This window comes from Rosenbergiella metrosideri (assembly GCF_022602565.1).
Classification (GTDB): domain Bacteria; phylum Pseudomonadota; class Gammaproteobacteria; order Enterobacterales; family Enterobacteriaceae; genus Rosenbergiella; species Rosenbergiella metrosideri.
Genome location: NZ_JALBCV010000006.1, coordinates 55,496 through 77,530, shown reverse-complemented (window position 1 = coordinate 77,530; position 22,035 = coordinate 55,496). Strand labels below are relative to the sequence as shown.

The following is a 22,035-nucleotide window of genomic DNA, read 5'->3' as shown; positions in this document are numbered from 1 at the left end:
ATGACGGGTGGGCAGTTTACAGGCTTAGCCTTGGTATATGTGCTTTCGCTTTGCTTTATCTTAACGGTAATGGTGAAAGAGTTCCGTCGTGAACGCTTTAATTTTCATCTGTTCTTTTCCTTACTCTTTGTACTGACGTTCTATTTTGGTTTTCCGCTAACCTCGATATTAGTCTTTGGTTTCCAAGAGCCGGTGGTTGATCCTCTCTATCTGTTACAAGCCTTGTTATCGGCTACAGGATTTTATGCCATCTATTATGTGACGTATAAGGTTCGATTAACCCGTAAACCCGTGGCACCCGTCAGCGGCTTTTTTACCATGACTCGCTTAGAGACTCATCTCTTTTCAGGATTGTTAGTCCTGGTTGCGCTGGTTAGCCTAGGGATCTTCTTTGCGCACAATGGGCTATTACTCTTTCGACTGACCTCCTATAGCCAAATTTTTTCCAGTCAGGTTTCTGGTGTTGCTTTAAAACGCTTCTTTTACTTTTTTATCCCTGGCATGTTGGTGGTGTATTTCCTTAAGCCCACGTTACGGCAGTGGTGCCTATTTCTTGTGGTGACAGTGACTTTTGGTCTGATTACTTACATGGTGGTGGGGGGAACACGCGCCAATATCATCATTGCATTTGCGCTATTTTTATTTATTGGTATTAGTCGTGGCTGGATTACGTTATCGATGTTACTTGGTGCTGGGGCGATGTCGATTGTGGGAATGTTTTGGTTAGCGTTGCGGCGCTATAATCTGAATGTGGCGGGTCCAGAGGCTTGGTATACCTTTCTCTATCTGACACGCGATACGTTTTCGCCTTGGGAAAATTTGGGTTTGATCTTCAGCCATTATTCGCAGCTCGACTTCCAAGGTCCGGCCCCGATGTGGCGAGACTTTTATGTCTTCATTCCAAGTTGGTTATGGCCAGAACGTCCTTCTGCCATCTTGAATAGCGCAAATTATTTTACTTGGCAGATTTTAGATAACCATTCAGGGTTAGCGATATCTCCGACGCTAATCGGTTCGTTACTCGTCATGGGTGGGGTAGGGGCTTTGCTGCCTGGCGCATTGTTAGTCGGCCTGATCATTAAAGGATTCGATAGCCTCTATTATCGCGCTCGCCAAGAGCCAAATCGTTATACCGCAGCCTTAATCAATAGTTTTTGTTTCGGTGCAGTGTTTAACATGATTGTCTTAGCGCGTGAAGGACTCGACGCTTTTGGCTCGCGAGTGGTTTTTTTCGCGATTATTTTTCTGCTGTGTCTACTGGTGACAAAACTCTTATTTTGGTTCTTACAACGCGCAGGGCTCGTCAAATCACGAGTAGGGGCAACATCAGTGCCTTCCGTCACTCCCTTCTACTCAAAACAAAAGGATATCTGTGAGTAACCGTCCGATAACGCTGCCAAGTTTTACTATTCGCCAGATTCCGGTATATGGCTTTCCTTCAATGCAAGCGTTTACCGATTTCCTGCTGCCTGATGGGCTGCGGGTACACACTGGGCGTCTAATTGCGTTGAATGCTGAAAAGATTTTAACGGCAGAACATAATGCGCTATTGCACCAAATCCTGACCAGCGGCGGAATTAACTATCCTGATGGCATTAGTATCGTCCGTTCGATCCGTAAAAAGTACCCCGACAGCCAAGTCACGCGCATCGCGGGGGCGGATTTATGGCAGTCATTAATGCAACGTGCCGGCGCATTATCTGTTCCCGTTTATTTGGTTGGAAGTCAACCCGATGTGTTGGTGCAGACCACCCATAAACTTAAGCAACAATGGCAGGTGCCGGTTGTGGGCCAACAAGATGGTTACTTTACGGAAGCTGAGGTCGAGTCGCTGATCCAACGGATTAAAGCGAGCCAGGCGAAAGTGGTTACTGTGGCGATGGGATCGCCACGACAGGAGCTTTTTATTCAGCGATGTTATGAGAAATACCCGGATGCGCTATATATGGGGGTAGGTGGCACGTACGACGTCTTTATTGGTAAAGTGAAGCGTGCACCATTGCTGTGGCAGAAACTTGGGCTTGAGTGGCTGTATCGACTGATTAAGCAACCTTCTCGATTAAAGCGTCAACTAAAGTTGCTTAAGTATCAAGGTTACCACTGGCGCGGTGAGCTATAAGGCCCCAAAAGAGGCTAAATCGCCGAAACTTCACGCAAAGTGAACAAAGCGTAAGCAAACGATAATTTAATTTAAAAAACCACTAGACAGCTAGGCAACACTACCGTAATATCCGCATCCGCAACGGCGCTAAGCGCCCGTAGCTCAGCTGGATAGAGCGCTGCCCTCCGGAGGCAGAGGTCTCAGGTTCGAATCCTGTCGGGCGCACCAGTTTTTTAGGTGTCGAGCTGCGGTGGTGTTTTACCGCGTTAGGCTGATGTGTTAACATCAGTGGTAGTAAGAAGTTAGGGGTGGTGGCTATAGCTCAGTTGGTAGAGCCCTGGATTGTGATTCCAGTTGTCGTGGGTTCGAGTCCCATTAGCCACCCCAATTTTTATCTGATGAGCGACGGTGGCGGAATTGGTAGACGCGCTAGCTTCAGGTGTTAGTGTCCTAACGGACGTGGGGGTTCAAGTCCCCCCCCTCGCACCAGGTAAAAAATAAAGTAGTACCGCAGTATTTCGGCGAGTAGCGCAGCTTGGTAGCGCAACTGGTTTGGGACCAGTGGGTCGGAGGTTCGAATCCTCTCTCGCCGACCAAATTTTGAGAAACCCCGCTTCGGCGGGGTTTTTTGTTTTTGTCATTTTTACTCCGTTGGCAGTGTGATGTCCCCCCTTATTACCGTGGTTGAATGTCCACCGACAAAGATCTTCCCGTCTATTTTTTTTATCGTGACTTCCCCTTCAGCACCCACACAAATCCCCTGTTGAGCACGGTAATGCTCTGGTAACTCACCTGTTTCAATCAGCCATTGCGCTAACACAGCTTGTAAGCTACCCGTCACCGGGTCTTCAGTGGCTTCTAAGCCCATCAGGGCGCGGACCATCAAACCATCTCCCTCCGGATTAAGGCTACAGATCCCTAACTTAAGATCGCCCATCGCGGAATAATCTGGCGTGATACTGAGTAGCGTTTCCACTGAATCTACTCGAACGCAGTGCCATACCGGACCATTACTCAATACTTGGGTAGCGGTGATTGTTTCGGCAAGCAGTCCAGTGGAGGCGATAAGCTGTTGTTGTTCTTGTGCGGAGAAAGGACGTTGCACCACTAAAGGGGGAGCTTCAAAAAATAATAGGTCGTTCTCTTGGCGGATCTCAACAATACCTATCGCGGATTGCTGATGGACTACGGCCTGCTTACGCCCATTCAACCAACTGTGGCAGGACCCTAATGTTGGATGTCCAGCAAAAGGAAGTTCTTCGACGGGCGTGAAAATACGCACCTTATAGTCCGCAGCGGCCTCTGTTGATGGCGTAATAAAGACAGTCTCGCTAAGCTGGGTCCAGCGTGCCAACGCCTGCATGGTCTCTGTGGAGTAGTCTCCCTCTTGGCAATGGACAACGGCCAAAGGATTACCTTTCAAGGAATGGTTAGCAAAGACATTGATTTGTTCAAAACGCGATTTCATAACGTTAATACCTAAGGGGTGGGGATCCCTGATAACATCACGGTTTGGCGTTCTTAGCAATAAGTGTTAGGAATGGGCGGCTGCAAACAGCCGCCTAAAGGTAGGAGAGATTACTGATCAGGATATTTTGTTAGCGTGAGATGGAGTCCTTCACGGCGCATTTTCGCCGCTTCTTCTGGACGACGCATTTTATCGTAAACGTCCGCTAACCAAGCGTAATCAAAACTGTCTGGACGTTGTGCTAAGGCTGACTTAAACGCGTCTGCAGCCTGCTGCCATTCGCCCCGACGCATCAGTAATTGTCCCAAGGTACTTTCTAAAAGTGGCGTTGATCCATGCTGTTTGATCAGCTGACGGACTAACTTCTCGGAATCATCACTGTTTGCCGTTTTAATCTTTGGAATAGAGAGCACTAAACTTTCGTTGTAGTGGCGTTTAAGCCCCTCCATCGCGATGGCCTGTGCCATCTCATGATCGTCACACTCGATTAAGTGTGTCACTATTGCGGCCTGTAAACGTGAGTCTTGACGTGTTTTACGGGCTTGATGGCCCCACCATTGTTTTAAACCCTCGCTACCGCCAGACGCCATAGCTTGTTCCATTAGGCCTAACCACGCTTTCTGTGTGAGCGTTTCTGCTTCCTCTTTGCTGACGACTTGGTCTTTCTCAAGCGAAGGCATGATATCCAGTAACGCCGACCAGGCACCCGTGCGTTGATACGCCGTTTGTGCCAAACGCAGCACTTCCGGGTGACGCGGGGCAACATCCAGTAAACGGTCGATCGTGTGGCGGGCAGCATGATTCTCTTCCCGGGCTAAGAGGATGCGTGCACGTGCAATTTCCACAGGGATTTGATTATCGGTACTCAGCTCTGATGCGCGTTCAAGGTGTTGATTCGCGCGGATTTCATCACCCCGTTGTTGGGCCGCTTCTGCTGCGAGTAAGTAGTTAGCGACAGGCGTATCAGAATGGTCAGCATTCTTCGTCATCAGCTTTTCAACTTGCTGATAATCGCCCTCTGCTAACTTAATCAATGCTGTACTGGTATGTTTCTGCGCCAAGCGGTGTTTTCGGCCAGCAAACCAGCGACGAGCTCGTGAGCCGGTTCTAAACAGACGACGTATCACCCACTCGATGAGGAGAATCACGATCAGTGCGACCAGCAGGATGATCACCAATCCTGTCACGGAGGTTTCGATATTCCATTGAGAGGTTTGGATCAGCACGTAGCCTTGCTTACCCGCGAAAACCGGGCCTAAAACGATACCGGCAATCAGTAAAATAAAGAGTGCTAAGACTTTAATCACCTTAACCTCCTTGTTGCGGTGTAGTAGCCGGTGTTGGCGCAGGCTGTGGATCGTTATTGCTTGGGCTACTCATTAAACCACGGACGCGATTCTGCATTAATTTATCGATCAACCCTTGGCTAGAGAGCGACTCAGGAAGATCCATCGCAATAGGGGTTTGTGAAAGTTGATCTATCTGCGTTAAGAAAGCTTTAGTCGTTGGGTCATCCGTGTTGTACCAAGCCCGTACCCAAGTCGATACCGCTTCGAGGGATTGTTTATAGATATCTTCTTGATGGCGAGGGATGGCTTGCGAAGCAATAAGCAGGCGCGAGCGGATGTTTTCGCGTAAATAGATATCTTGATTAGGGGCCAATAATGGCTGTGCGCTATTATCCCGACGACGAACAGTAATGAAGTTATCCATAAAGTCGTGCCAGCTCGCCACTAAGTTATGGCGCCACTCGGATAAGGAGCCTGAAATATCATTGCTATCTCTATCCATTGGTGAATCGTTATCGCTATCGTCGGCTAACCGCAGATTATCAACACTATTCGCCAATTGGCTGACTTGTAAGATAATGCCGTCATAATCAACTTGATTGATATTGGCTAGGGTAGAGATATCTTGGTTTAACGCACGGCGTACATTGATGATACTTGGGTCATCCATCTGCGCCAGACTACGGTCAGCACTTTTCAGTAAGGCCAGTGCTGTAGTGACGTCTTGATCGCTCCATAGCTTTCTTCCCGCCAGTTTCACGAGGTAATCGGCTTGGGAGACTAACCAGACACTGGCATCATTCCCGGTCAGGGAATTTACTTTATCGCGCAGGCCCTGTAGATCTTTTTCAGTCTCTTGCAGCTGGGACTGTGAGTCTTTTAATGCTTGTTCGGTAGTAGACAGCTGTTGAACCAGCTGCTGTTGATCTTTACCATTTTGTTGCTGAGCTTGCGAAAGTTGTTCGCGTAACGCTTGATTTGAACTCAATTGTGCGTGATGAGTATGCGTGATATACCAAGCGCTACCTAGGCCTGATGCTAACGCAATAACAATTGCGAGGCTCGCCAGTGCTTTACCATTGTCAGCTGTGCGAGTCGACTTCGGAGAAGGTGTTGCTGTGTTATCTTCTTTCACTTCTTCCGGCATGGCGGAGGGGGCTTTGTGTTCCGTCATAGAGGCTTATCCCATAAGTTTAATTTCAGCGTAATGCGCGCAATAACGCATCGTTATCCGCACCATCAGCAACAATAATATCTCGCCAACCAAAATCGGTGGCAAGCGTTGCCAAGCGTTTACTGACGACAACTAGCCGACAGTGGAGTAACCATTCGTTCCGATCGAGAGCGGGAATCAATTCATAGAGTAGGTTCAACATCTCACCACTTGTCACAATTATGGTTGATATCCCCTTTTGTCGCCAGCGAAAAGCCTGCTCTGCGCCATGATAATTTATAGCGACTCGTTGATAACATTCGAAATAGGTTACGTTCGCGCCGCGAGACTGCAAGGTTTTTCCGAGGTGTTCTCGGCCAGTATTTCCCCGCAATATGACACAGTTTTTACCAGCAATATTCTCTAATAAGGGCAGGTCTACTAGTTCTTCACTAATTGAATATTCAGGGAATTCAACCAGTTGTTGACAATAGTGGTGTAACGCTAAGGCGCTATTTTTACCGATAGCGAAATAGTGTACCTCGGCGGGCCAAGATGTATCCGCTGCCTGCAAAAAAGGGCCGACATACGTGAGGGCCCGCGCCGATACCGCGATGATCCGATCACCGGGAGTGAGTGTGGCGAGATATGAGCAGAACTCTGATAACTGCCGGCCTGGATGAAACTCGATAAGGGGCAGATGCCACGCCTGACGTCCGGTCCAGCGTAACCGTTCAACGAGCTGTTGTCCTTCAGGGGCAGGCCGAGTGACCAGAATACTCATCGTATTACTGCCCTTGGTAAACTTTGCGAAGGATATCGCCAGCCCCGCGTGCCAATAGCTCGTCGGCCAGTGAAATTCCTAGCGCTTCAGCTTCTTCAGCCGTACCGTGACGTTCTCCTGCGATGATGACGTCCCCCTCTGGTGTGCCGACCAGCCCTCTAAGCCATAACTTACCGTCTTCAAGCAGTGCATAGCTTGCAATCGGTACCTGACATCCGCCTTCTAGGCGAGTATTCATTGCGCGTTCAGCCATGACACGCACTGCCGTCGCCGAGTCGTTAAGCGGCGCGAGTAATTGATGTAACGCCGTATCGTCATTACGGCACTCAATGCCTACCGCACCTTGGCCAACGGCCGGGAGAGAGACTTCCGGAGGCAGTGAGTAACGGATCCGGGAAGTTAACCCTAAACGAATAAGACCGGCTGAGGCGAGGATGATCGCATCGTATTCCCCTGCATCCAGCTTAGACAGACGAGTCCCCACGTTACCACGTAATGAACGAATAATCAGATCGGGGCGCAGTGCGCTCAACTGGCATTGACGGCGTAGGCTGGAGGTACCGACGACTGCGCCTTGTGGCAGTGCATCAATGCTGTCGTAGTGATTAGAGACAAAGGCATCCAAAGGATTTTCTCGTGGGCAGATGGCCACAAGCCCCAATCCTTCAGGAAATGCGACGGGGACATCTTTCATTGAGTGGACCGCCAGATCAGCACGACCTTCCAGCATCGCCGATTCGAGTTCTTTGACAAACAATCCTTTCCCGCCCACTTTCGATAGCGGGCTATCCAGCAGTATGTCGCCTTTTGTCACCATAGTGACTAACTCAACACGTAAACCTGGATGATGAGCGATTAATTGTTGCTGCACATATTCCGCTTGCCATAGGGCGAGCGGGCTTTTACGGGTGGCAATTCGGATTGTTTTGTCAGTCATACTCGTAACCATGCTTTTACGTTTATCTATTATCCTAACATTTAAACTTAGGATGTGGCACTTTCCACCAACGAAAACCCCTATCGCTTATTTTTTAATCACAACACATAGATTGTTCAATGTTGACCACGCAGACATGCTAGGGTGGAGGTACTAACACGCTTTACCGGACAGGGTGGCAGTGTTAGATTGACCGACCGTGGTAGAGAATGCAGCACCGCCGCGCGGAACCTTTATCAACTTCTTGTCATGAGTTCGGGTGTGATGCCTTGTACCTTTATATAGAGACACTGAAACAACGATTGGATGCGATTAATCAGTTACGCACTGATCGTGCCACCGCGGCGATGGGCGCGGCGTTTCGTCACATCTATAGTTTGCTTCCTGTGCTCTTGCATTACCATCACCCTGATATGCCAGGTTACCTTTCTCATAACACCCCGTATGGTATTAGTTTCTTCACGCCGGATGAGACCCAACAGTCGCTACTCGCAACACTTTTTCCAGAGAGAACCTATATACTGACGCCCCCGCCGGAAAATGCCCCCATTCTGGGGCTTTATTCTATGGGCAGTACCTCTTCTATCGGTCAGAGCAGTGACTCTGATCTCGATATCTGGGTCTGTCACCAATCCTGGTTGGATAGTGCTGAACGTCAGGCCCTACAGAATAAATGTCATCAACTCCAGCTATGGTGTAAACAGCAGGGAGTTGAGATCAGCTTCTTTCTGATTGACGAAAACCGTTTTCGGATGAACGAGAGCGGTGCGCTTGGCAAAGAGGATTGTGGCACTACTCAACATATTCTGCTGCTGGATGAGTTTTACCGTAGTGCGGTTCGCTTGGCGGGTAAGCGTATTCTTTGGAATATGGTCCCCAGTGAGCACGAGGCACATTACGATGAGTACGTGATGGAGCTTTACGCCAAAGGGGCACTGGTACCAAACGAATGGATCGACCTCGGCGGTTTAGGGACACTGTCTGCGGAAGAGTATTTCGGGGCCAGCTTGTGGCAGCTGTATAAAAGTATCGACTCCCCCTATAAGGCCGTGCTGAAAACCCTCTTATTGGAAGCTTATAGCTGGGAGTACCCTAATACGCGCCTGTTAGCGACAGAAATTAAACAGTGCTTACATGATGGGGAGATTATTCATTTTGGTCTCGACCCTTATTGTATGATGCTGGAACGCGTGACTACCTATTTAGAAGCCATCAATGATACCGCTCGGCTAGATTTAGTCCGCCGCTGTTTTTACTTGAAAGTCTCTGAAAAGTTGACGTCAGAGAGCCATGGCGAGCTGATGCCTTGGCGACGAGAAATTCTGGCACAGTTGGTGACTCGCTGGGGATGGCAGAGTGACTTGCTCGCTCAACTGGATGAGCGCGCGCACTGGAAGATAGAACAGGTCCGTATTGCCCATAACGAGCTACTCGATGCGATGATGCAAAGCTATCGAAACCTGATTCGTTTTGCACGCCGTAATAACCTGAGTGTCAGTGCAAGCCCGCAAGACATTGGTGTCCTTACGCGTAAGCTGTATGCTGCCTTTGAGGCCTTACCCGGTAAGGTGGCGCTGCTTAACCCGCAAATCTCTCCAGACCTTTCAGAAGACCATCTCACGTTTATTTATGTGGCCGAAGGGCGCGCTAACCGTCGTGGATGGTATTTGTATAACCAGGCTCCTGAGATGAATGCGATAATTAGCCATCAACCGCTCGAATATAACCGCTATTTAAATAAGCTGGTGGCATGGGCGTGGTTTAATGGCTTATTGACGGAAAAGACACATCTCCATATTAAAGGGACGAGTCTGTGTGATCTGTCTCGTCTGCAAGAACTGGTTCATGATATTACGATGCATTTCCCGATACGTCTCCCCGCTCCAACGCCCAAAGCGCTTTACAGCCCTTGCGAAATACGACATCTGGCATTGATGGTGAACGTAGAGTCTGATCCGACTCAGGCATTACGCGATCAAGTGGTGTTGTTTGATTTTCGTAAGATGGATGTTTTCAGCTTCGGTCAGCAGCAGCAGTGCCTGATTGGCAGTGTCGATCTCCTCTACCGTAACTCGTGGAACGAGGTAAGAACGCTGCATTTCGAAGGTGAGTCCGCGATGATTGAAGCGTTAAAGACTATCTTAGGCAAAATGCATCAAGAAGCACTGCCGCCGGAGGCGGTCGAAGTATTCTGTTACAGCCCGTATTTACGTGCGCTCATTCGGACTCGAGTCTTGCAGCTGGTTTCAGAGTGTATCGATTTACGCCTTTCCAGTAATCGTCAAGAAACCGGGCGTTTCAAAGCATTGAAATTAGCGAGTGATACTTGGGGACTTTTCTTTGAGCGGATGGGAGTCTCCGTGCAGAAGCTCAAAAATGCGGTAGAGTTTTATGGTGCGATTTCAAATAACAAATTACAAGGCTTATCGATCCAGATGGACTCGAAACAGGCGAATCTTCCTACGGTAGTCAAAAATTATGCCAGTGAAGGCATTATCCAGTTTTTCTTCGAAGACCATGCGCCTGCAGAAAGCTTTAGTATTTATGTCCTCGATGAACAGAATCATGCAGAGGTTTATCAGCACTGCGAAGGGAGTAAAGAAGAACTGATGCGTGACGTGTGCCGATTTTACTCTTCGTCTCACGATCGTTTAACGTTCGGGACGTCATCGATTAATTTCAATTTACCGCAATTTTATCAGGTCGTGGAACAACAAGGGCGCTCAACGATCATCAATTTCCACTCCCCAAGTCAAGATGAAGTTACGGAGAGAGTATCCCCGCAACTCGGCCAAAATATTCTTCCGCGGTCGCCTTATCGTCCTTAGCATTAGAACGAAACAGACTCCCCCGCTTGTACCGTACAGGCTTCGGCGAGTAACGCCCAAAATTCGTTGCCAGTGCGATCACACACCCATTTCCCATCATTAAAAGAAAAATGATAGCCACCTGCTTTAGTGGCTAACCAGACTTGATGTAATGGCTCTTGGCGATTGACAATGATTTTGGTGCCATTTTCGAAGCTCAGGGTCATCACATTCCCATGGGTTTCGTAATCAATATCGGTATCCCCATCGTGCTCGTCTAAGCGCTCTTCGATAGTTAATAATAGTTGATCTGCTTGTTGATGAAATTCGCTGTCGTTCATGCTCGCTCCTCTTTTTGACTAGTATAACGATTGCTTAACAATGGATCATCTGAGTTTTAGCGAGTAGAGGGGTTCATCCTTGAATTCCACGATTTTCTGTTGCTTTTCCCGTTTCAACTGCGATGATACGTAGAATAGAAAGTTAAGTGAGTAAATAACAATGAAGAATGCTGTGGCTAAATATACTCTGTTTATTGCCGTTATTGCGTTAACAGGCTGTGGATTAAAAGGCCCTCTCTATTTCCCAAAAGATAGTGCGGGTAAGCAACAGGGTCAAAATACCGGTTACGACCAAAGTATTTTCAAAAAATCGAATAAAAAATCCAATAACTTATAGTTAGCCAACTTGGCAATGGGGTGAAGCATGCAGTTTTCTAAAATGCATGGCCTAGGTAACGATTTCATGGTGGTTGATGCCGTTACTCAGAATGTGTTTTTTTCTCCAGAACTGATACGACGCTTAGCTGATCGCCATTTAGGGATTGGTTTCGATCAATTATTGGTGGTAGAGCCGCCCTATGACCCAGACCTTGATTTCCACTACCGCATTTATAATGCGGATGGCAGTGAAGTGGCACAGTGTGGAAATGGAGCGCGCTGTTTTGCCCGTTTTGTTCGGTTAAAAGGGTTGACCAACAAGAACAGTATTCGGGTCAGTACACAAGCTGGACAGATGGTGCTTACGGTTAACCGCGACGAGTTGGTGCAGGTCAACATGGGGGAACCCAAGTTTGAACCGTCAGAGGTACCGTTTAGGGCCAATAAGGCAGAAAGTCTCTACCTGTTACGTGTTGAAGAGAGAACCGTGATGTTTGGCGCGGTCTCGATGGGTAACCCCCACTGCGTGATTCAAGTTCAAGCGACCGCGACCGCAGAAGTGGAAGTCCTCGGACCTATTCTTGAAAGCCATGACCGCTTTCCGGAGCGGGTCAACGTCGGTTTTATGGAAGTGGTCAACCGCGAACATATTCGGTTACGCGTCTATGAGCGTGGCGCAGGCGAGACACAAGCCTGTGGCAGTGGTGCATGTGCGGCGGTAGCGAGCGGAATTCAACAAGGATTGCTGAGTCAGAATGTTCGGGTTGATCTGCCGGGTGGTACCCTGCATATTGCCTGGCAGGGACCGGGAACGCCGCTGTTTATGACCGGACCAGCCACTCACGTTTATGATGGATTTATTCACTTATGACCAATCACCAAGAACAGACGGCCCTACCGAGTCAACCGCTAGATGATGAGCGGGTGAGCGAGTACCTTCGCGAGCACCCCGATTTTTTTATTCATAATGCGCGTCAAGTCGAACAGATGGTTATTCCTCATCCGGTAAAAGGCAGTGTGTCTTTGGTCGAATGGCAGTTGACCCGTCAACGCCAACAAATAGTGAATCTAGAGCAAGAAATCACGCTGTTAATGGAACAAGCGCAAGCGAATCAGCATCTGTTTGGGCAGCTGCTCCATTTGCAATCGCACCTTGCTACCGCTAGCGATCTCGCTGAATTACAAAGCCGTTTACACTATTGGGCGAGGGGACTGGGTTTAGCAGGGGCAACCTTTCGTTTATTTAATGACAGCTGGCAGTTGGCCGCCCCCTCTGGATTCCACCATTTGGGGTTAGATCGCAACGCTTTCACGCCATTACAGTTGCAACGCTTTACTCACGACAACCACTATCTTGGACGCTTACAAGGCCCAGAACTGCTGTTGCTGATCCCTGAAGCGAAAGCGATTGGCTCGGTGGCACTCTCTTTACTGACGGACAAAGGGCGAGATGTCGGCGTTTTGATCTTTAGTAGCCGTAATAAAGATCACTATCATCCAGGCATGGGGACGGAATTATTGGATTGTATCGCAGGCTTTCTTCCCCATTTACTGACGCGTTGGATTAGTCGATCATGACGGGCGAAGCCAACGTATTGTTTCAACGCTGTGAAGCGTATTTGCGTTATTTACAGGTCGAGCGCCAGCTCAGTCCCTTGACCATTTCCAATTATCAGCGGCAGTTACAGGTCATCTGTGATTTCTTTACGGCGGCATCCTTAAGTGATTGGTCGCAGCTTACCCCAGTCTATATTCGTTCTATGGCAGCGGCATCGCGGCGAGAAGGGTTAAAAGCCTCGAGTCTTGCCCTTCGGCTCTCTTCATTACGGAGTTTTCTTGATTGGCAAGTCTCACAGGGCTTGTTAGTGGCGAATCCTGCTAAAGGGATCGCGACGCCTCGGGCGGGGCGTCCGTTACCCAAGAATATTGATGTCGATTCCGTAAATCAGTTACTGTCAATTGATCTCAATGATCCGCTATCGGTTCGCGATCGCACCATGCTTGAGGTGATGTATGGCGGAGGACTGCGTCTTTCCGAATTAGTGAACTTAGACTGCCAGCACCTCGAGTTAGAATCGGGCGAAGTATGGGTGATGGGGAAAGGGAATAAAGAACGACGCCTACCCATTGGTCGCACGGCGATAGAGTGGCTGGAGCGCTGGCTCGCGATGCGTGAACTCTTTCTGCCAGAAGATCAGGCGGTCTTTATCTCGCAACAGGGGAAGCGTATCTCGGCGCGTAACGTTCAAAAACGGTTTGCCCAGTGGGGCGTCTTGCAAGGCATCACAACGCATATCCATCCGCATAAGCTGCGCCACTCTTTCGCCACGCATATGTTAGAATCGAGCGGAGATTTACGCGCCGTGCAAGAGCTTTTAGGTCATGCGAATCTCTCGACAACGCAGATCTATACGCACTTAGACTTCCAGCATCTAGCCTCGGTCTATGATGCCGCCCACCCCCGTGCTAAACGAGGTAAACCCTAATGCGCTTCTATCGACCGATTAACCGCCCGCAGGCAATGACATTCGACTTGGATGATACGCTTTATGACAATCGCCAAGTCATCCTCACCACAGTTGAAAAAACCCATCAGGCACTGCAAGCGTGGCATCCTAGCTTGGCGACGATTACGCCACAAGATTATGACCGCGTACGGCTGTCGGTTGAGCTGCAATATCCAGAGATTGTTCATGATGTCACAGCGTGGCGCCACGCAACCTTAGTGAGCCTTATCCAGAGCGTAGGATTAACCCTCGAACAGGCCCAAGCGGGTGCTGCTGAAGTCATGACTGTCTTCCATCGATGGCGCAGTGCGGCGCATATTCCCGAAATGACCCACCGAGTGTTGGCGGAATTAGCGGCTAAAATCCCATTAGTTGCCATCACCAATGGTAATGCCGATGCAGAGTTGTTGGGTATCGCCCACTATTTTACCTTAGTGCTACGGGCGGGGCCTGACGGTAAAGCGAAACCTTATGGTGACCTCTATCAGGTTGCTGCAACGCATCTCTCCCTAGCGCCTAATACAGTTCTACATGTCGGCGATGATCTGATTACTGATGTACAAGGTGCACTGGTGGCAGGATTTCAAGCCTGCTGGATCAATGATCGTCAGCAGAACCTGCTCTCTGCTGGCTCGGCGCGGCTTCTCCCTCATCTCGAAATTTCGCGGTTGGATTCACTGACCAGCTTGCTATAATGGCTGTAGATATATACAGCCTCCTCTTACTAATGCAACGGTGCTTATGGACGTTTCTGAACTGCTCGACGGCTTAAATGATAAACAGCGCGAGGCGGTAGCCGCCCCGCGGAGTAACTTATTGGTTCTAGCTGGCGCAGGCAGTGGTAAAACCCGGGTACTAGTCCATCGTATCGCTTGGTTACTCACGGTTGAACGCTGTTCTCCATATTCCATCATGGCGGTAACCTTTACCAATAAAGCCGCTGCGGAGATGCGTCATCGGATCGAGGAAGTGGTGGGAACAAGCCAAGGCGGGATGTGGATCGGCACGTTCCATGGCTTGGCGCATCGTCTACTGCGTGCACACCCGCTTGACGCTGGCTTACCCGCCGACTTCCAAATTCTCGACAGTGAAGATCAGTTACGTCTTCTAAAACGCTTGATCAAAGCATTAAACCTCGATGATAAGCAGTGGCCAGCGCGGCAAGCCATGTGGTACATCAATGGCAAAAAAGATGAAGGTTTACGGCCAAAGCATATCGATAGTTATGGCAATCCGGTCGAAAAAACCTGGTTATCCATCTATCAAGCCTACCAAGAAGCCTGTGACCGGGCAGGGCTGGTGGATTTTGCCGAACTGCTGCTGCGCGCCCATGAGTTATGGCTTAACAAACCTCATTTACTGAATCACTACCGCGAACGTTTCACGAATCTGTTGGTCGACGAATTCCAAGATACTAATAATATTCAATATGCTTGGATCCGCATGCTAGCGGGCGACAGTAGCAAAGTGATGATTGTCGGCGATGATGACCAATCGATTTATGGGTGGCGCGGTGCACAAGTCGAAAATATCCAACGCTTTCTTAGCGATTTTCCTGGCGCACAGACCATTCGCTTGGAACAAAACTATCGATCTACGCGCAATATCCTACAAGCCGCAAATATTCTGATTGCTAACAACTCGGGACGACTCGGTAAAGAGCTTTGGACGGAAGATGATTCCGGTGAGCCGATTTCGCTGTATTGTGCCTTTAACGAGTTGGACGAGTCTCGTTTTGTCGTTAACCGTATTCGTCAATGGCATGAGCAGGGCGGTGCACTGGCCGATTGTGCAATACTTTATCGCAGTAATGCCCAGTCACGGGTGTTGGAAGAAGCCTTACTACAAAGTACTTTGCCTTACCGTATTTATGGGGGGATGCGCTTCTTCGAGCGACAAGAAATTAAAGATGCCTTAGCCTATCTACGGTTGATGGCGAACCGTAATGATGATGCGGCGTTTGAACGCGTCGTTAATACCCCTACGCGGGGCATTGGCGACCGGACGCTGGATGTTGTTCGCCAATTCGCACGCGACCGACAAATGACCCTTTGGCAAAGTGCCCGTGAACTGCTGCAAGAGAGAGTGTTGGCGGGTCGCGCGGCATCTGCCTTACAACGCTTTATCGAACTGATTGAGTCCTTAGTCTACGAAACCGGAGAAATGCCGCTGCACGTTCAAACCGATCGGGTGATTAAAGATTCCGGACTATGGATAATGTACGAGCAGGAGAAAGGGGAAAAAGGTCAAGCCCGGATAGAGAACTTAGAAGAACTCGTCACCGCAACGCGTCAATTCAGTTATCAAGACGAAAATGAAGATTTGATGCCACTGCAAGCTTTCCTCTCTCATGCTGCGCTGGAAGCTGGCGAAGGGCAAGCGGATAGATGGCAAGATGCGGTCCAACTGATGACTCTGCACTCGGCGAAAGGTTTAGAATTTAGCCAAGTCTTCATTGTCGGGATGGAAGAGGGGATGTTCCCGAGCCAGATGTCTATTGAAGAGAGTGGCCGCTTGGAGGAAGAGCGTCGCCTGGCCTATGTTGGGGTCACTCGAGCGATGAAAAAACTGACGCTAACATTTGCCGAAAGCCGACGTTTATATGGTAAGGAAGTCAGTCATCGTCCATCACGGTTCATTGGTGAGTTACCGGAAGAGTGCGTCGAAGAGGTGAGATCTCGTGCGAATATTACGCGCCCAGTCGACACTAAACGAATGGGCGCGCCCGTGCTAGCCAATGACAGCGGCTGGACGTTAGGGCAGCGAGTGCGTCATAGTAAGTTTGGGGAAGGGACTATCATCAATCTTGAGGGCAGTGGCGAACATTGTCGCTTACAAATCGCTTTTCAAGGACAAGGCGTAAAATGGCTTGTTGCGGCTTATGCACGTTTAGAAACAGTTTAATTGTTAGGGTTCTTGACGATATTTTCGTCTCGTCGTACCATGCGCGCACTATAATTCTTAGAGGACAATGACCTTGGACACACCCAGTCGATGCTGGATCAATTTCCTACTGATTAGGAAAAACTGCTAAGGTTACCGTTCTTTGGCCGGTGAACTTAGCTGTTTACCGGTGATTATTTCCCGTCATCATGATCGTCAGCACTGATATTTTCACAATCTGTGAGCCCCGTGTTCAAGTAACGCTACTTTACTCACTAAGATAAGTGAGGAATGGCTTTGTCTTGTCCCTGCCGATAAAGCAAGGGGAGTCATACTGCTATGTTAAGTGCTTTCAAACTCGAAGAAAATCGCTTAAGCCGGATGGAACCTGAAGAGAGCAATGTTGCACTCTCCAATGCCGTTTGGGTCGATTTAATCGAACCAGAAGAAGATGAACGCGATCTGGTACAACAAACCCTAGGTCAAGGTTTGGCAACACGGCCTGAACTTGAAGATATTGAAGCCTCGGCACGTTTTTTCGAAGATGAAGACGGGCTACATATCCACTCATTTTTCTTTTATGAAGACGCTGACGATCACGCGGGTAATGCGACAGTTGCTTTTACTATCCGTGATGGACGTCTTTTCACCCTACGTGAACGTGAGCTTCCCGCTTTCCGCTTATACCGGATGCGTGCCCGCAGCCAAACCTTAATCGATGGGAATGTTTTCGAAGTGTTGTTGGACCTGTTCGAGACCAAAATCGAGCAGCTGGCCGACGAAATAGAGAATATTTACAGCGCCTTAGAAAAATTAAGCCGCGTGATCATGGAAGGGCAGCAGGGGGAAGAGTATGATGCCGCGCTCTCTCGTCTGGCAGAATTAGAGGATATTGGTTGGAAAGTTCGCCTTTGTCTGATGGATACTCAACGTGCCTTAAACTTCTTAATCCGTAAAGCTCGCTTACCGGCCAATCAATTAGAACAAGCCCGTGAGGTACTACGCGATATCGATTCATTACTGCCACACAATGAATCGCTTTTTCAAAAAGTTAACTTTTTGATGCAAGCGGCGATGGGTTTTATCAGTATTGAGCAAAACCGTATCATCAAAATATTCTCGGTCGTCTCAGTCGTCTTCCTGCCGCCAACACTGGTGGCATCCAGCTATGGGATGAACTTTGAGTTTATGCCAGAACTGAAGTGGAGTTTTGGTTACCCCGGCGCTATCTTATTGATGATAGTGGCAGGCTTGGCACCTTATCTTTACTTTAAACGTAAAAACTGGTTATAACCTTCACTACGGCGCCCAAGGCGCCGTTTTTATGGGGATTCGCGTAATGGTGTAACACTGGCCAAGACATCGTCTTATTTACATAAATACAATTAATCATAAATAGTTTAACTTATTGACATGAATCAACTTTCTAATTCAAAAGTCGATTTTTAATGTGATTCAATCCACATATTGTCAAAAACATTATTCATAATTGATAATATTTAATTCAGTTTTTTACAAAACGAAACGCTTAATTACGACCAAAGATGTACCTTTAGGACTCACACCAAGGGAGTCTAATTATGAAAAAAACAACTATCGCTATGCTCGCTTTACTTGCACTACCGGCTGCTTCTTTTGCAAAAAGCATCTCCGTAACCGATATCTCGTTACAAGGCGCTGAGAATAAAATTATGAAGATTGCCGATAACCACGATGCTGATTACAAAATTACCGGTGCGAGCTCTGGTAACTTCGTCAGAATGACGGCTGTGTTACACAATATCCAAGATGTTTCAGGATTAGGCCGTAAGAATTAATCAATCGTTTTGGGGGGTGATACACGTTTTCATCCTCCACTGTAATCCTTTCTTCTACCCTGTCACCTTTCTCGCTTACTTTCGGTTTCTGCTTAAATAAGTCTCAATTTCACTTAGCGCAGCGAAGTTCTGTTTTATCATCATATTCTGCTGTCATAAAAAGCCATTTCAGGTCAAAATTACGCCCTTAATCGAAATTTTTTTTAGTCATATCTGACGAATTTGATCAATTACGGGTGATAGGGACAACTATGCAACGAAAGTGTTTGGTATTAGCGGCAGCGCTGGCGTTACCTCTAGGGGCTAATGCAGAAAGTAGTGGGTATGATGTGGGCGTTCAAAATAACCCGCCAGTTCATGGCAGCATCATCTCCAATCTATTACAACCTCACGATAGCACTTTCGTTCTCTATCCTTACGAAAGTAACTATGTGTTGTATACCTACACCAGTAATATCAACAAGACCGCGATTGAGAGCTATAACTGGGGCAATAATGCCCGTAAGGATGAGCTAAAATTCCAATTAAGTTTAGCCTTCCCAATCTGGCGAGGTATCTTGGGTGATAACTCAGTCTTAGCGGCATCTTATACTCAGCGTTCTTGGTGGCAAATCTCGAACAGCAAAGAGTCTTCCCCCTTCCGCGAAACAAATTATGAACCACAACTCTTCGTTGGCTGGGCGACAGATTACTCACTCGGTGACTGGACCTTACGCGATGTCGAAACCGGCTTTAACCATGAATCCAATGGGCGCAGCGATCCGACCTCCCGTAGTTGGAACCGTGGCTACCTGCGTTTAATGGCGGAAAATGGTAACATGACAGCCGAAATCAAGCCTTGGGTGCGTCTTGATACGGGCGGTGGTGACGACGATAACCCAGATATCATCAAATATATGGGGCATTATCGTGCTAAATTAGGCTATAAGTGGGGCGAAAGTGTCTTCAGCGTGGAAGGGCAATATAACTGGAATTCCGGTTACGGTGGCGCTCAACTCGGCTGGAGTTATCCAATCACTCATAACGTCAGATTTTACACCCAAGTCTACAGTGGTTATGGTGAATCGTTGATCGATTATAACCACCGTCAAACGCGGGTTGGTATTGGTCTAACTCTTAATGATGTTCTCTGATTAAAACAGGTAGCGTGTGGCAACAGTGCTAGAAGCGGACCGGGAGGCTGACGCCATTCAGGTATTGCAGGAAACGTTCGGTTACCAGCAGTTCCGTCCCGGTCAAGACAGTATTATACAAGCGGCGATCTCTGGACAAGACTGTCTTGTGGTAATGCCTACTGGCGGTGGTAAGTCACTGTGTTACCAAATACCCGCGTTAGTGCGTAGCGGACTAACGCTGGTGGTTTCCCCTCTGATTTCCCTGATGAAAGATCAGGTCGACCAGCTGCGCGCGAACGGTGTCAGCGCCGAGAGCCTAAATTCGAGCCAACCGAAAGAGATTCAGCAACAGATTTATCAAGCCTGTCGAGAAGGTAAGGTTAAGCTTCTATACGTTGCGCCAGAGCGTTTGATGATGGAGAGCTTTCTCGACACCTTGAGCAGTTGGCATCCCGCACTGATTGCAGTCGACGAGGCACACTGTATTTCACAGTGGGGACATGATTTTCGTCCCGAATATGGCGCAATAGGCCGCCTACGAGAAAGATTTCCCACACTGCCGATCATGGCCTTAACGGCAACGGCAGACAGTACCACTCGCCAAGATATCTTGCAGCGTCTTCAGCTTCATGACCCCTTTATTCAGGTAAGTAGTTTCGACCGCCCTAATATTCGCTATACGCTGGTCGATAAGTACAAACCCACGGACCAGTTGCTCACTTACTTACGCGACCAGCGAGGTAAGTGTGGGATTATTTACTGCAACAGCCGTGCAAAAGTGGAAGATATCACCGCCCGATTACAGAGTCGCGGGTGGAGTGTCGGCGCCTATCATGCAGGCCTTGACGCAGCTGAGCGAGCACGGGTACAAGAAGCCTTCCAACGCGATGATCTGCAAATCGTTGTGGCGACCGTTGCCTTTGGTATGGGAATTAACAAACCGAACGTCCGCTTTGTTTTCCATCTCGATATCCCGCGTAATATCGAATCCTATTATCAGGAAACGGGAAGGGCGGGGCGCGACGGATTACCTGCGGAGGCGATGATGTTGTACGATCCCGCAGACATGGGCTGGTTGCGTCGCTGCCTGGATGAGAAAAGTCCCGGATTAAGCCAAGATATTGAGCGGCATAAGCTGAATGCTATGGGCGCCTTTGCCGAAGCCCAAACCTGTCGACGCCTAGTGCTTCTCAATTACTTTGGCGAAAATCGTCAAGCAGCCTGTGGTAACTGCGATATTTGTTTGGATCCGCCTCGCCGCTACGACGGTTTAGTCGATGCACAAAAAGCGCTCTCTACCATTTACCGCGTAGGCCAACGCTTCGGCATGGGCTATATTGTCGAAGTGCTAAGAGGTGCCGCGAATCAGCGGATAAAAGAGTTCGGGCACGATAAGTTACCGGTCTATGCGATTGGCCGCGACCAGAGTCATGAACATTGGGTTAACGTATTACGGCAACTGATTCACCTCGGATTAGTGACGCAAAATATTAGTCAGCATTCCGCACTGCAACTCACAGAGAGTGCTCGACCGGTATTACGCAGTGAGTCACCCTTACAACTAGCGGTACCTCGCATTATCGTTACCAAGACTCGTCCGGTGGTGAGTCGTTTGTCGGGAAGCCATTATGATAAAAAGCTCTTCGCTAAACTGCGCAAGTTACGTAAGGCGATTGCCGATGAGGAGAATATTCCTCCTTACGTGGTGTTCAACGATGCAACACTGATTGAATTATCGGAGATTCAACCGATATCGCCCTCTGAAATGTTAGGGATAAATGGTATTGGGCAACGTAAATTGGAACGTTTTGGACGTCCTTTTATGCAGTTGATTAAGCAACATTTAGACGATGAGTAATTCATTCTGCCGCGAGGCCTAAACAAGGAGTTATCATGATATCCCTTTTTGTTACCGTTGCCGTTGTTCAGATCGTGGCTCTGGCCAGTCCCGGTCCTGACTTTTTCTTTATTTCACAGACGGCGGCGAGCCAATCACGACGTGATGCGTTTAAAGGCGTGATCGGTATTACGCTTGCCGTCGCGATTTGGGCGGCGGTCGCTCTGCTCGGCTTGAACCTCATTCTGAAACAGATGGCTTGGTTACATCAATTGATCCTGTTGGCTGGAGGGGCTTACTTGATGTGGATGGGAATTCAAATGATTAAGTCAGCGCGTCAACCGCAACCTGCCTGCGCAGAGGTTACCTCGGTCAACCCATCGCGTAAGAAAAATATCTTTCTTCGAGGCTTATTAACCAACCTCTCTAATCCGAAGGCGATTATCTATTTTGGTAGTATCTTCTCGTTAATTGTCGGCGATGATGTGAGCAATGCGACCCGTACCGCAATCTTTATCCTCATCGTGGCGGAAACATTGATTTGGTTTAGCTTGGTTGCCACACTCTTCTCACTTCCTTGGGTCAAGGCAAAATATCAGAAACTGGCGAAATGGATTGATGGTATCGCAGGAACGTTATTTGTCGCCTTTGGCTTACACCTGATCTTTTCACGATAAA

The 22,035-nt window shown here is 48.5% G+C and carries 20 protein-coding genes and 4 tRNA genes; 18 read left to right on the top strand and 6 right to left on the bottom strand.

What is annotated here, in order from left to right; genetic code table 11:
- The 6 genes from wzyE to MKR94_RS07945 all read left to right on the top strand — a co-directional run bounded on the left by wzyE (position 1) and on the right by MKR94_RS07945 (position 2,697).
- Positions 1 to 1,380 carry an ECA oligosaccharide polymerase gene (wzyE, locus tag MKR94_RS07970; protein ID WP_241646437.1) on the top strand — a complete coding sequence of 460 codons (1,380 nt, stop codon included), beginning with the start codon at positions 1 to 3 and terminating at the stop codon, positions 1,378 to 1,380.
- Positions 1,367 to 2,119 (top strand): lipopolysaccharide N-acetylmannosaminouronosyltransferase, encoded by a 753-nt coding sequence (gene wecG, locus MKR94_RS07965; protein WP_422047516.1) that lies wholly within the window; start codon positions 1,367 to 1,369, stop codon positions 2,117 to 2,119. The genes wzyE and wecG overlap by 14 nt, the downstream gene beginning before the upstream one ends.
- Before the next feature lie 133 nt (positions 2,120 to 2,252).
- Positions 2,253 to 2,329: transfer RNA gene (locus MKR94_RS07960), tRNA-Arg, on the top strand.
- A gap of 83 nt (positions 2,330 to 2,412) precedes the next feature.
- Positions 2,413 to 2,488, top strand: a tRNA-His gene (locus MKR94_RS07955).
- 15 nt (positions 2,489 to 2,503) lie between these two features.
- Positions 2,504 to 2,590 (top strand) — tRNA-Leu (locus MKR94_RS07950).
- Positions 2,591 to 2,620: 30 nt separating this feature from the next.
- Positions 2,621 to 2,697: transfer RNA gene (locus MKR94_RS07945), tRNA-Pro, on the top strand.
- A 47-nt stretch (positions 2,698 to 2,744) separates the two neighbouring features.
- Here the strand turns inward: MKR94_RS07945 and MKR94_RS07940 are convergent.
- The 5 genes from MKR94_RS07940 to hemC form a co-directional block, all read right to left on the bottom strand.
- Positions 2,745 to 3,569 (bottom strand): PhzF family phenazine biosynthesis protein, encoded by an 825-nt coding sequence (locus MKR94_RS07940; RefSeq protein ID WP_241646436.1) that lies wholly within the window; start codon positions 3,567 to 3,569, stop codon positions 2,745 to 2,747.
- A 110-nt stretch (positions 3,570 to 3,679) separates the two neighbouring features.
- The gene (gene hemY / locus MKR94_RS07935) at positions 3,680 to 4,876 is read right to left on the bottom strand and encodes a protoheme IX biogenesis protein HemY (protein WP_241646435.1); all 1,197 of its coding nucleotides are present in this window, start codon (positions 4,874 to 4,876) and stop codon (positions 3,680 to 3,682) included.
- Between the two features lies 1 nt (position 4,877).
- Complete coding sequence (gene hemX / locus MKR94_RS07930) at positions 4,878 to 6,032, bottom strand: uroporphyrinogen-III C-methyltransferase (RefSeq protein ID WP_241646434.1); 1,155 nt, start codon at positions 6,030 to 6,032, stop codon at positions 4,878 to 4,880.
- A gap of 25 nt (positions 6,033 to 6,057) precedes the next feature.
- Complete coding sequence (hemD, locus tag MKR94_RS07925; RefSeq protein ID WP_241646433.1) at positions 6,058 to 6,795, bottom strand: uroporphyrinogen-III synthase; 738 nt, start codon at positions 6,793 to 6,795, stop codon at positions 6,058 to 6,060.
- 4 nt (positions 6,796 to 6,799) lie between these two features.
- Positions 6,800 to 7,732, bottom strand: a complete 933-nt coding sequence (hemC, locus tag MKR94_RS07920; protein ID WP_241646432.1) for a hydroxymethylbilane synthase — start codon at positions 7,730 to 7,732, stop codon at positions 6,800 to 6,802.
- Between the two features lie 269 nt (positions 7,733 to 8,001).
- Between hemC and MKR94_RS07915 the strand changes: the two genes are divergently transcribed.
- The gene (locus MKR94_RS07915; protein ID WP_241646509.1) at positions 8,002 to 10,560 is read left to right on the top strand and encodes a class I adenylate cyclase; all 2,559 of its coding nucleotides are present in this window, start codon (positions 8,002 to 8,004) and stop codon (positions 10,558 to 10,560) included.
- 2 nt (positions 10,561 to 10,562) lie between these two features.
- On the opposite strand, the gene cyaY is transcribed toward MKR94_RS07915, so the two are convergent.
- Positions 10,563 to 10,880 carry an iron donor protein CyaY gene (cyaY, locus tag MKR94_RS07910; RefSeq protein WP_241646431.1) on the bottom strand — a complete coding sequence of 106 codons (318 nt, stop codon included), beginning with the start codon at positions 10,878 to 10,880 and terminating at the stop codon, positions 10,563 to 10,565.
- A 172-nt stretch (positions 10,881 to 11,052) separates the two neighbouring features.
- On the opposite strand from cyaY, the gene lptM reads away from it, so the two are divergent.
- The 11 genes from lptM to rhtC all read left to right on the top strand — a co-directional run bounded on the left by lptM (position 11,053) and on the right by rhtC (position 22,034).
- Complete coding sequence (gene lptM / locus MKR94_RS07905; protein ID WP_241646430.1) at positions 11,053 to 11,217, top strand: LPS translocon maturation chaperone LptM; 165 nt, start codon at positions 11,053 to 11,055, stop codon at positions 11,215 to 11,217.
- Positions 11,218 to 11,244: 27 nt separating this feature from the next.
- The gene (gene dapF, locus MKR94_RS07900; RefSeq protein ID WP_214217938.1) at positions 11,245 to 12,069 is read left to right on the top strand and encodes a diaminopimelate epimerase; all 825 of its coding nucleotides are present in this window, start codon (positions 11,245 to 11,247) and stop codon (positions 12,067 to 12,069) included.
- On the top strand, positions 12,066 to 12,776 hold the full coding sequence (locus tag MKR94_RS07895; protein WP_241646429.1) for a DUF484 domain-containing protein: 711 nt from the start codon (positions 12,066 to 12,068) through the stop codon (positions 12,774 to 12,776). The genes dapF and MKR94_RS07895 overlap by 4 nt, the downstream gene beginning before the upstream one ends.
- Positions 12,773 to 13,684, top strand: coding sequence for a tyrosine recombinase XerC (gene xerC, locus MKR94_RS07890; RefSeq protein WP_241646428.1), 912 nt, complete (start codon positions 12,773 to 12,775; stop codon positions 13,682 to 13,684). The genes MKR94_RS07895 and xerC overlap by 4 nt, the downstream gene beginning before the upstream one ends.
- Entirely contained in the window at positions 13,684 to 14,400 is a 717-nt protein-coding gene (yigB, locus tag MKR94_RS07885; RefSeq protein ID WP_241646427.1) for a 5-amino-6-(5-phospho-D-ribitylamino)uracil phosphatase YigB, read from the top strand. The genes xerC and yigB overlap by 1 nt, the downstream gene beginning before the upstream one ends.
- 46 nt (positions 14,401 to 14,446) lie before the next feature.
- On the top strand, positions 14,447 to 16,609 hold the full coding sequence (uvrD, locus tag MKR94_RS07880; protein WP_241646426.1) for a DNA helicase II: 2,163 nt from the start codon (positions 14,447 to 14,449) through the stop codon (positions 16,607 to 16,609).
- 318 nt (positions 16,610 to 16,927) lie between these two features.
- Entirely contained in the window at positions 16,928 to 17,881 is a 954-nt protein-coding gene (gene corA / locus MKR94_RS07875) for a magnesium/cobalt transporter CorA (protein WP_241646425.1), read from the top strand.
- Between the two features lie 287 nt (positions 17,882 to 18,168).
- On the top strand, positions 18,169 to 18,405 hold the full coding sequence (locus tag MKR94_RS07870) for a DUF1471 domain-containing protein (protein WP_241646424.1): 237 nt from the start codon (positions 18,169 to 18,171) through the stop codon (positions 18,403 to 18,405).
- Positions 18,406 to 18,656: 251 nt separating this feature from the next.
- Positions 18,657 to 19,538: a phospholipase A gene (gene pldA, locus MKR94_RS07865; RefSeq protein ID WP_241646423.1), complete on the top strand. Its 882-nt coding sequence runs from the start codon at positions 18,657 to 18,659 to the stop codon at positions 19,536 to 19,538.
- 16 nt (positions 19,539 to 19,554) lie between these two features.
- On the top strand, positions 19,555 to 21,378 hold the full coding sequence (gene recQ / locus MKR94_RS07860) for an ATP-dependent DNA helicase RecQ (RefSeq protein ID WP_241646422.1): 1,824 nt from the start codon (positions 19,555 to 19,557) through the stop codon (positions 21,376 to 21,378).
- 35 nt (positions 21,379 to 21,413) lie between these two features.
- Positions 21,414 to 22,034: a threonine export protein RhtC gene (rhtC, locus tag MKR94_RS07855; protein ID WP_241646421.1), complete on the top strand. Its 621-nt coding sequence runs from the start codon at positions 21,414 to 21,416 to the stop codon at positions 22,032 to 22,034.
- The last annotated feature ends 1 nt before the right edge of the window (position 22,035 follow it).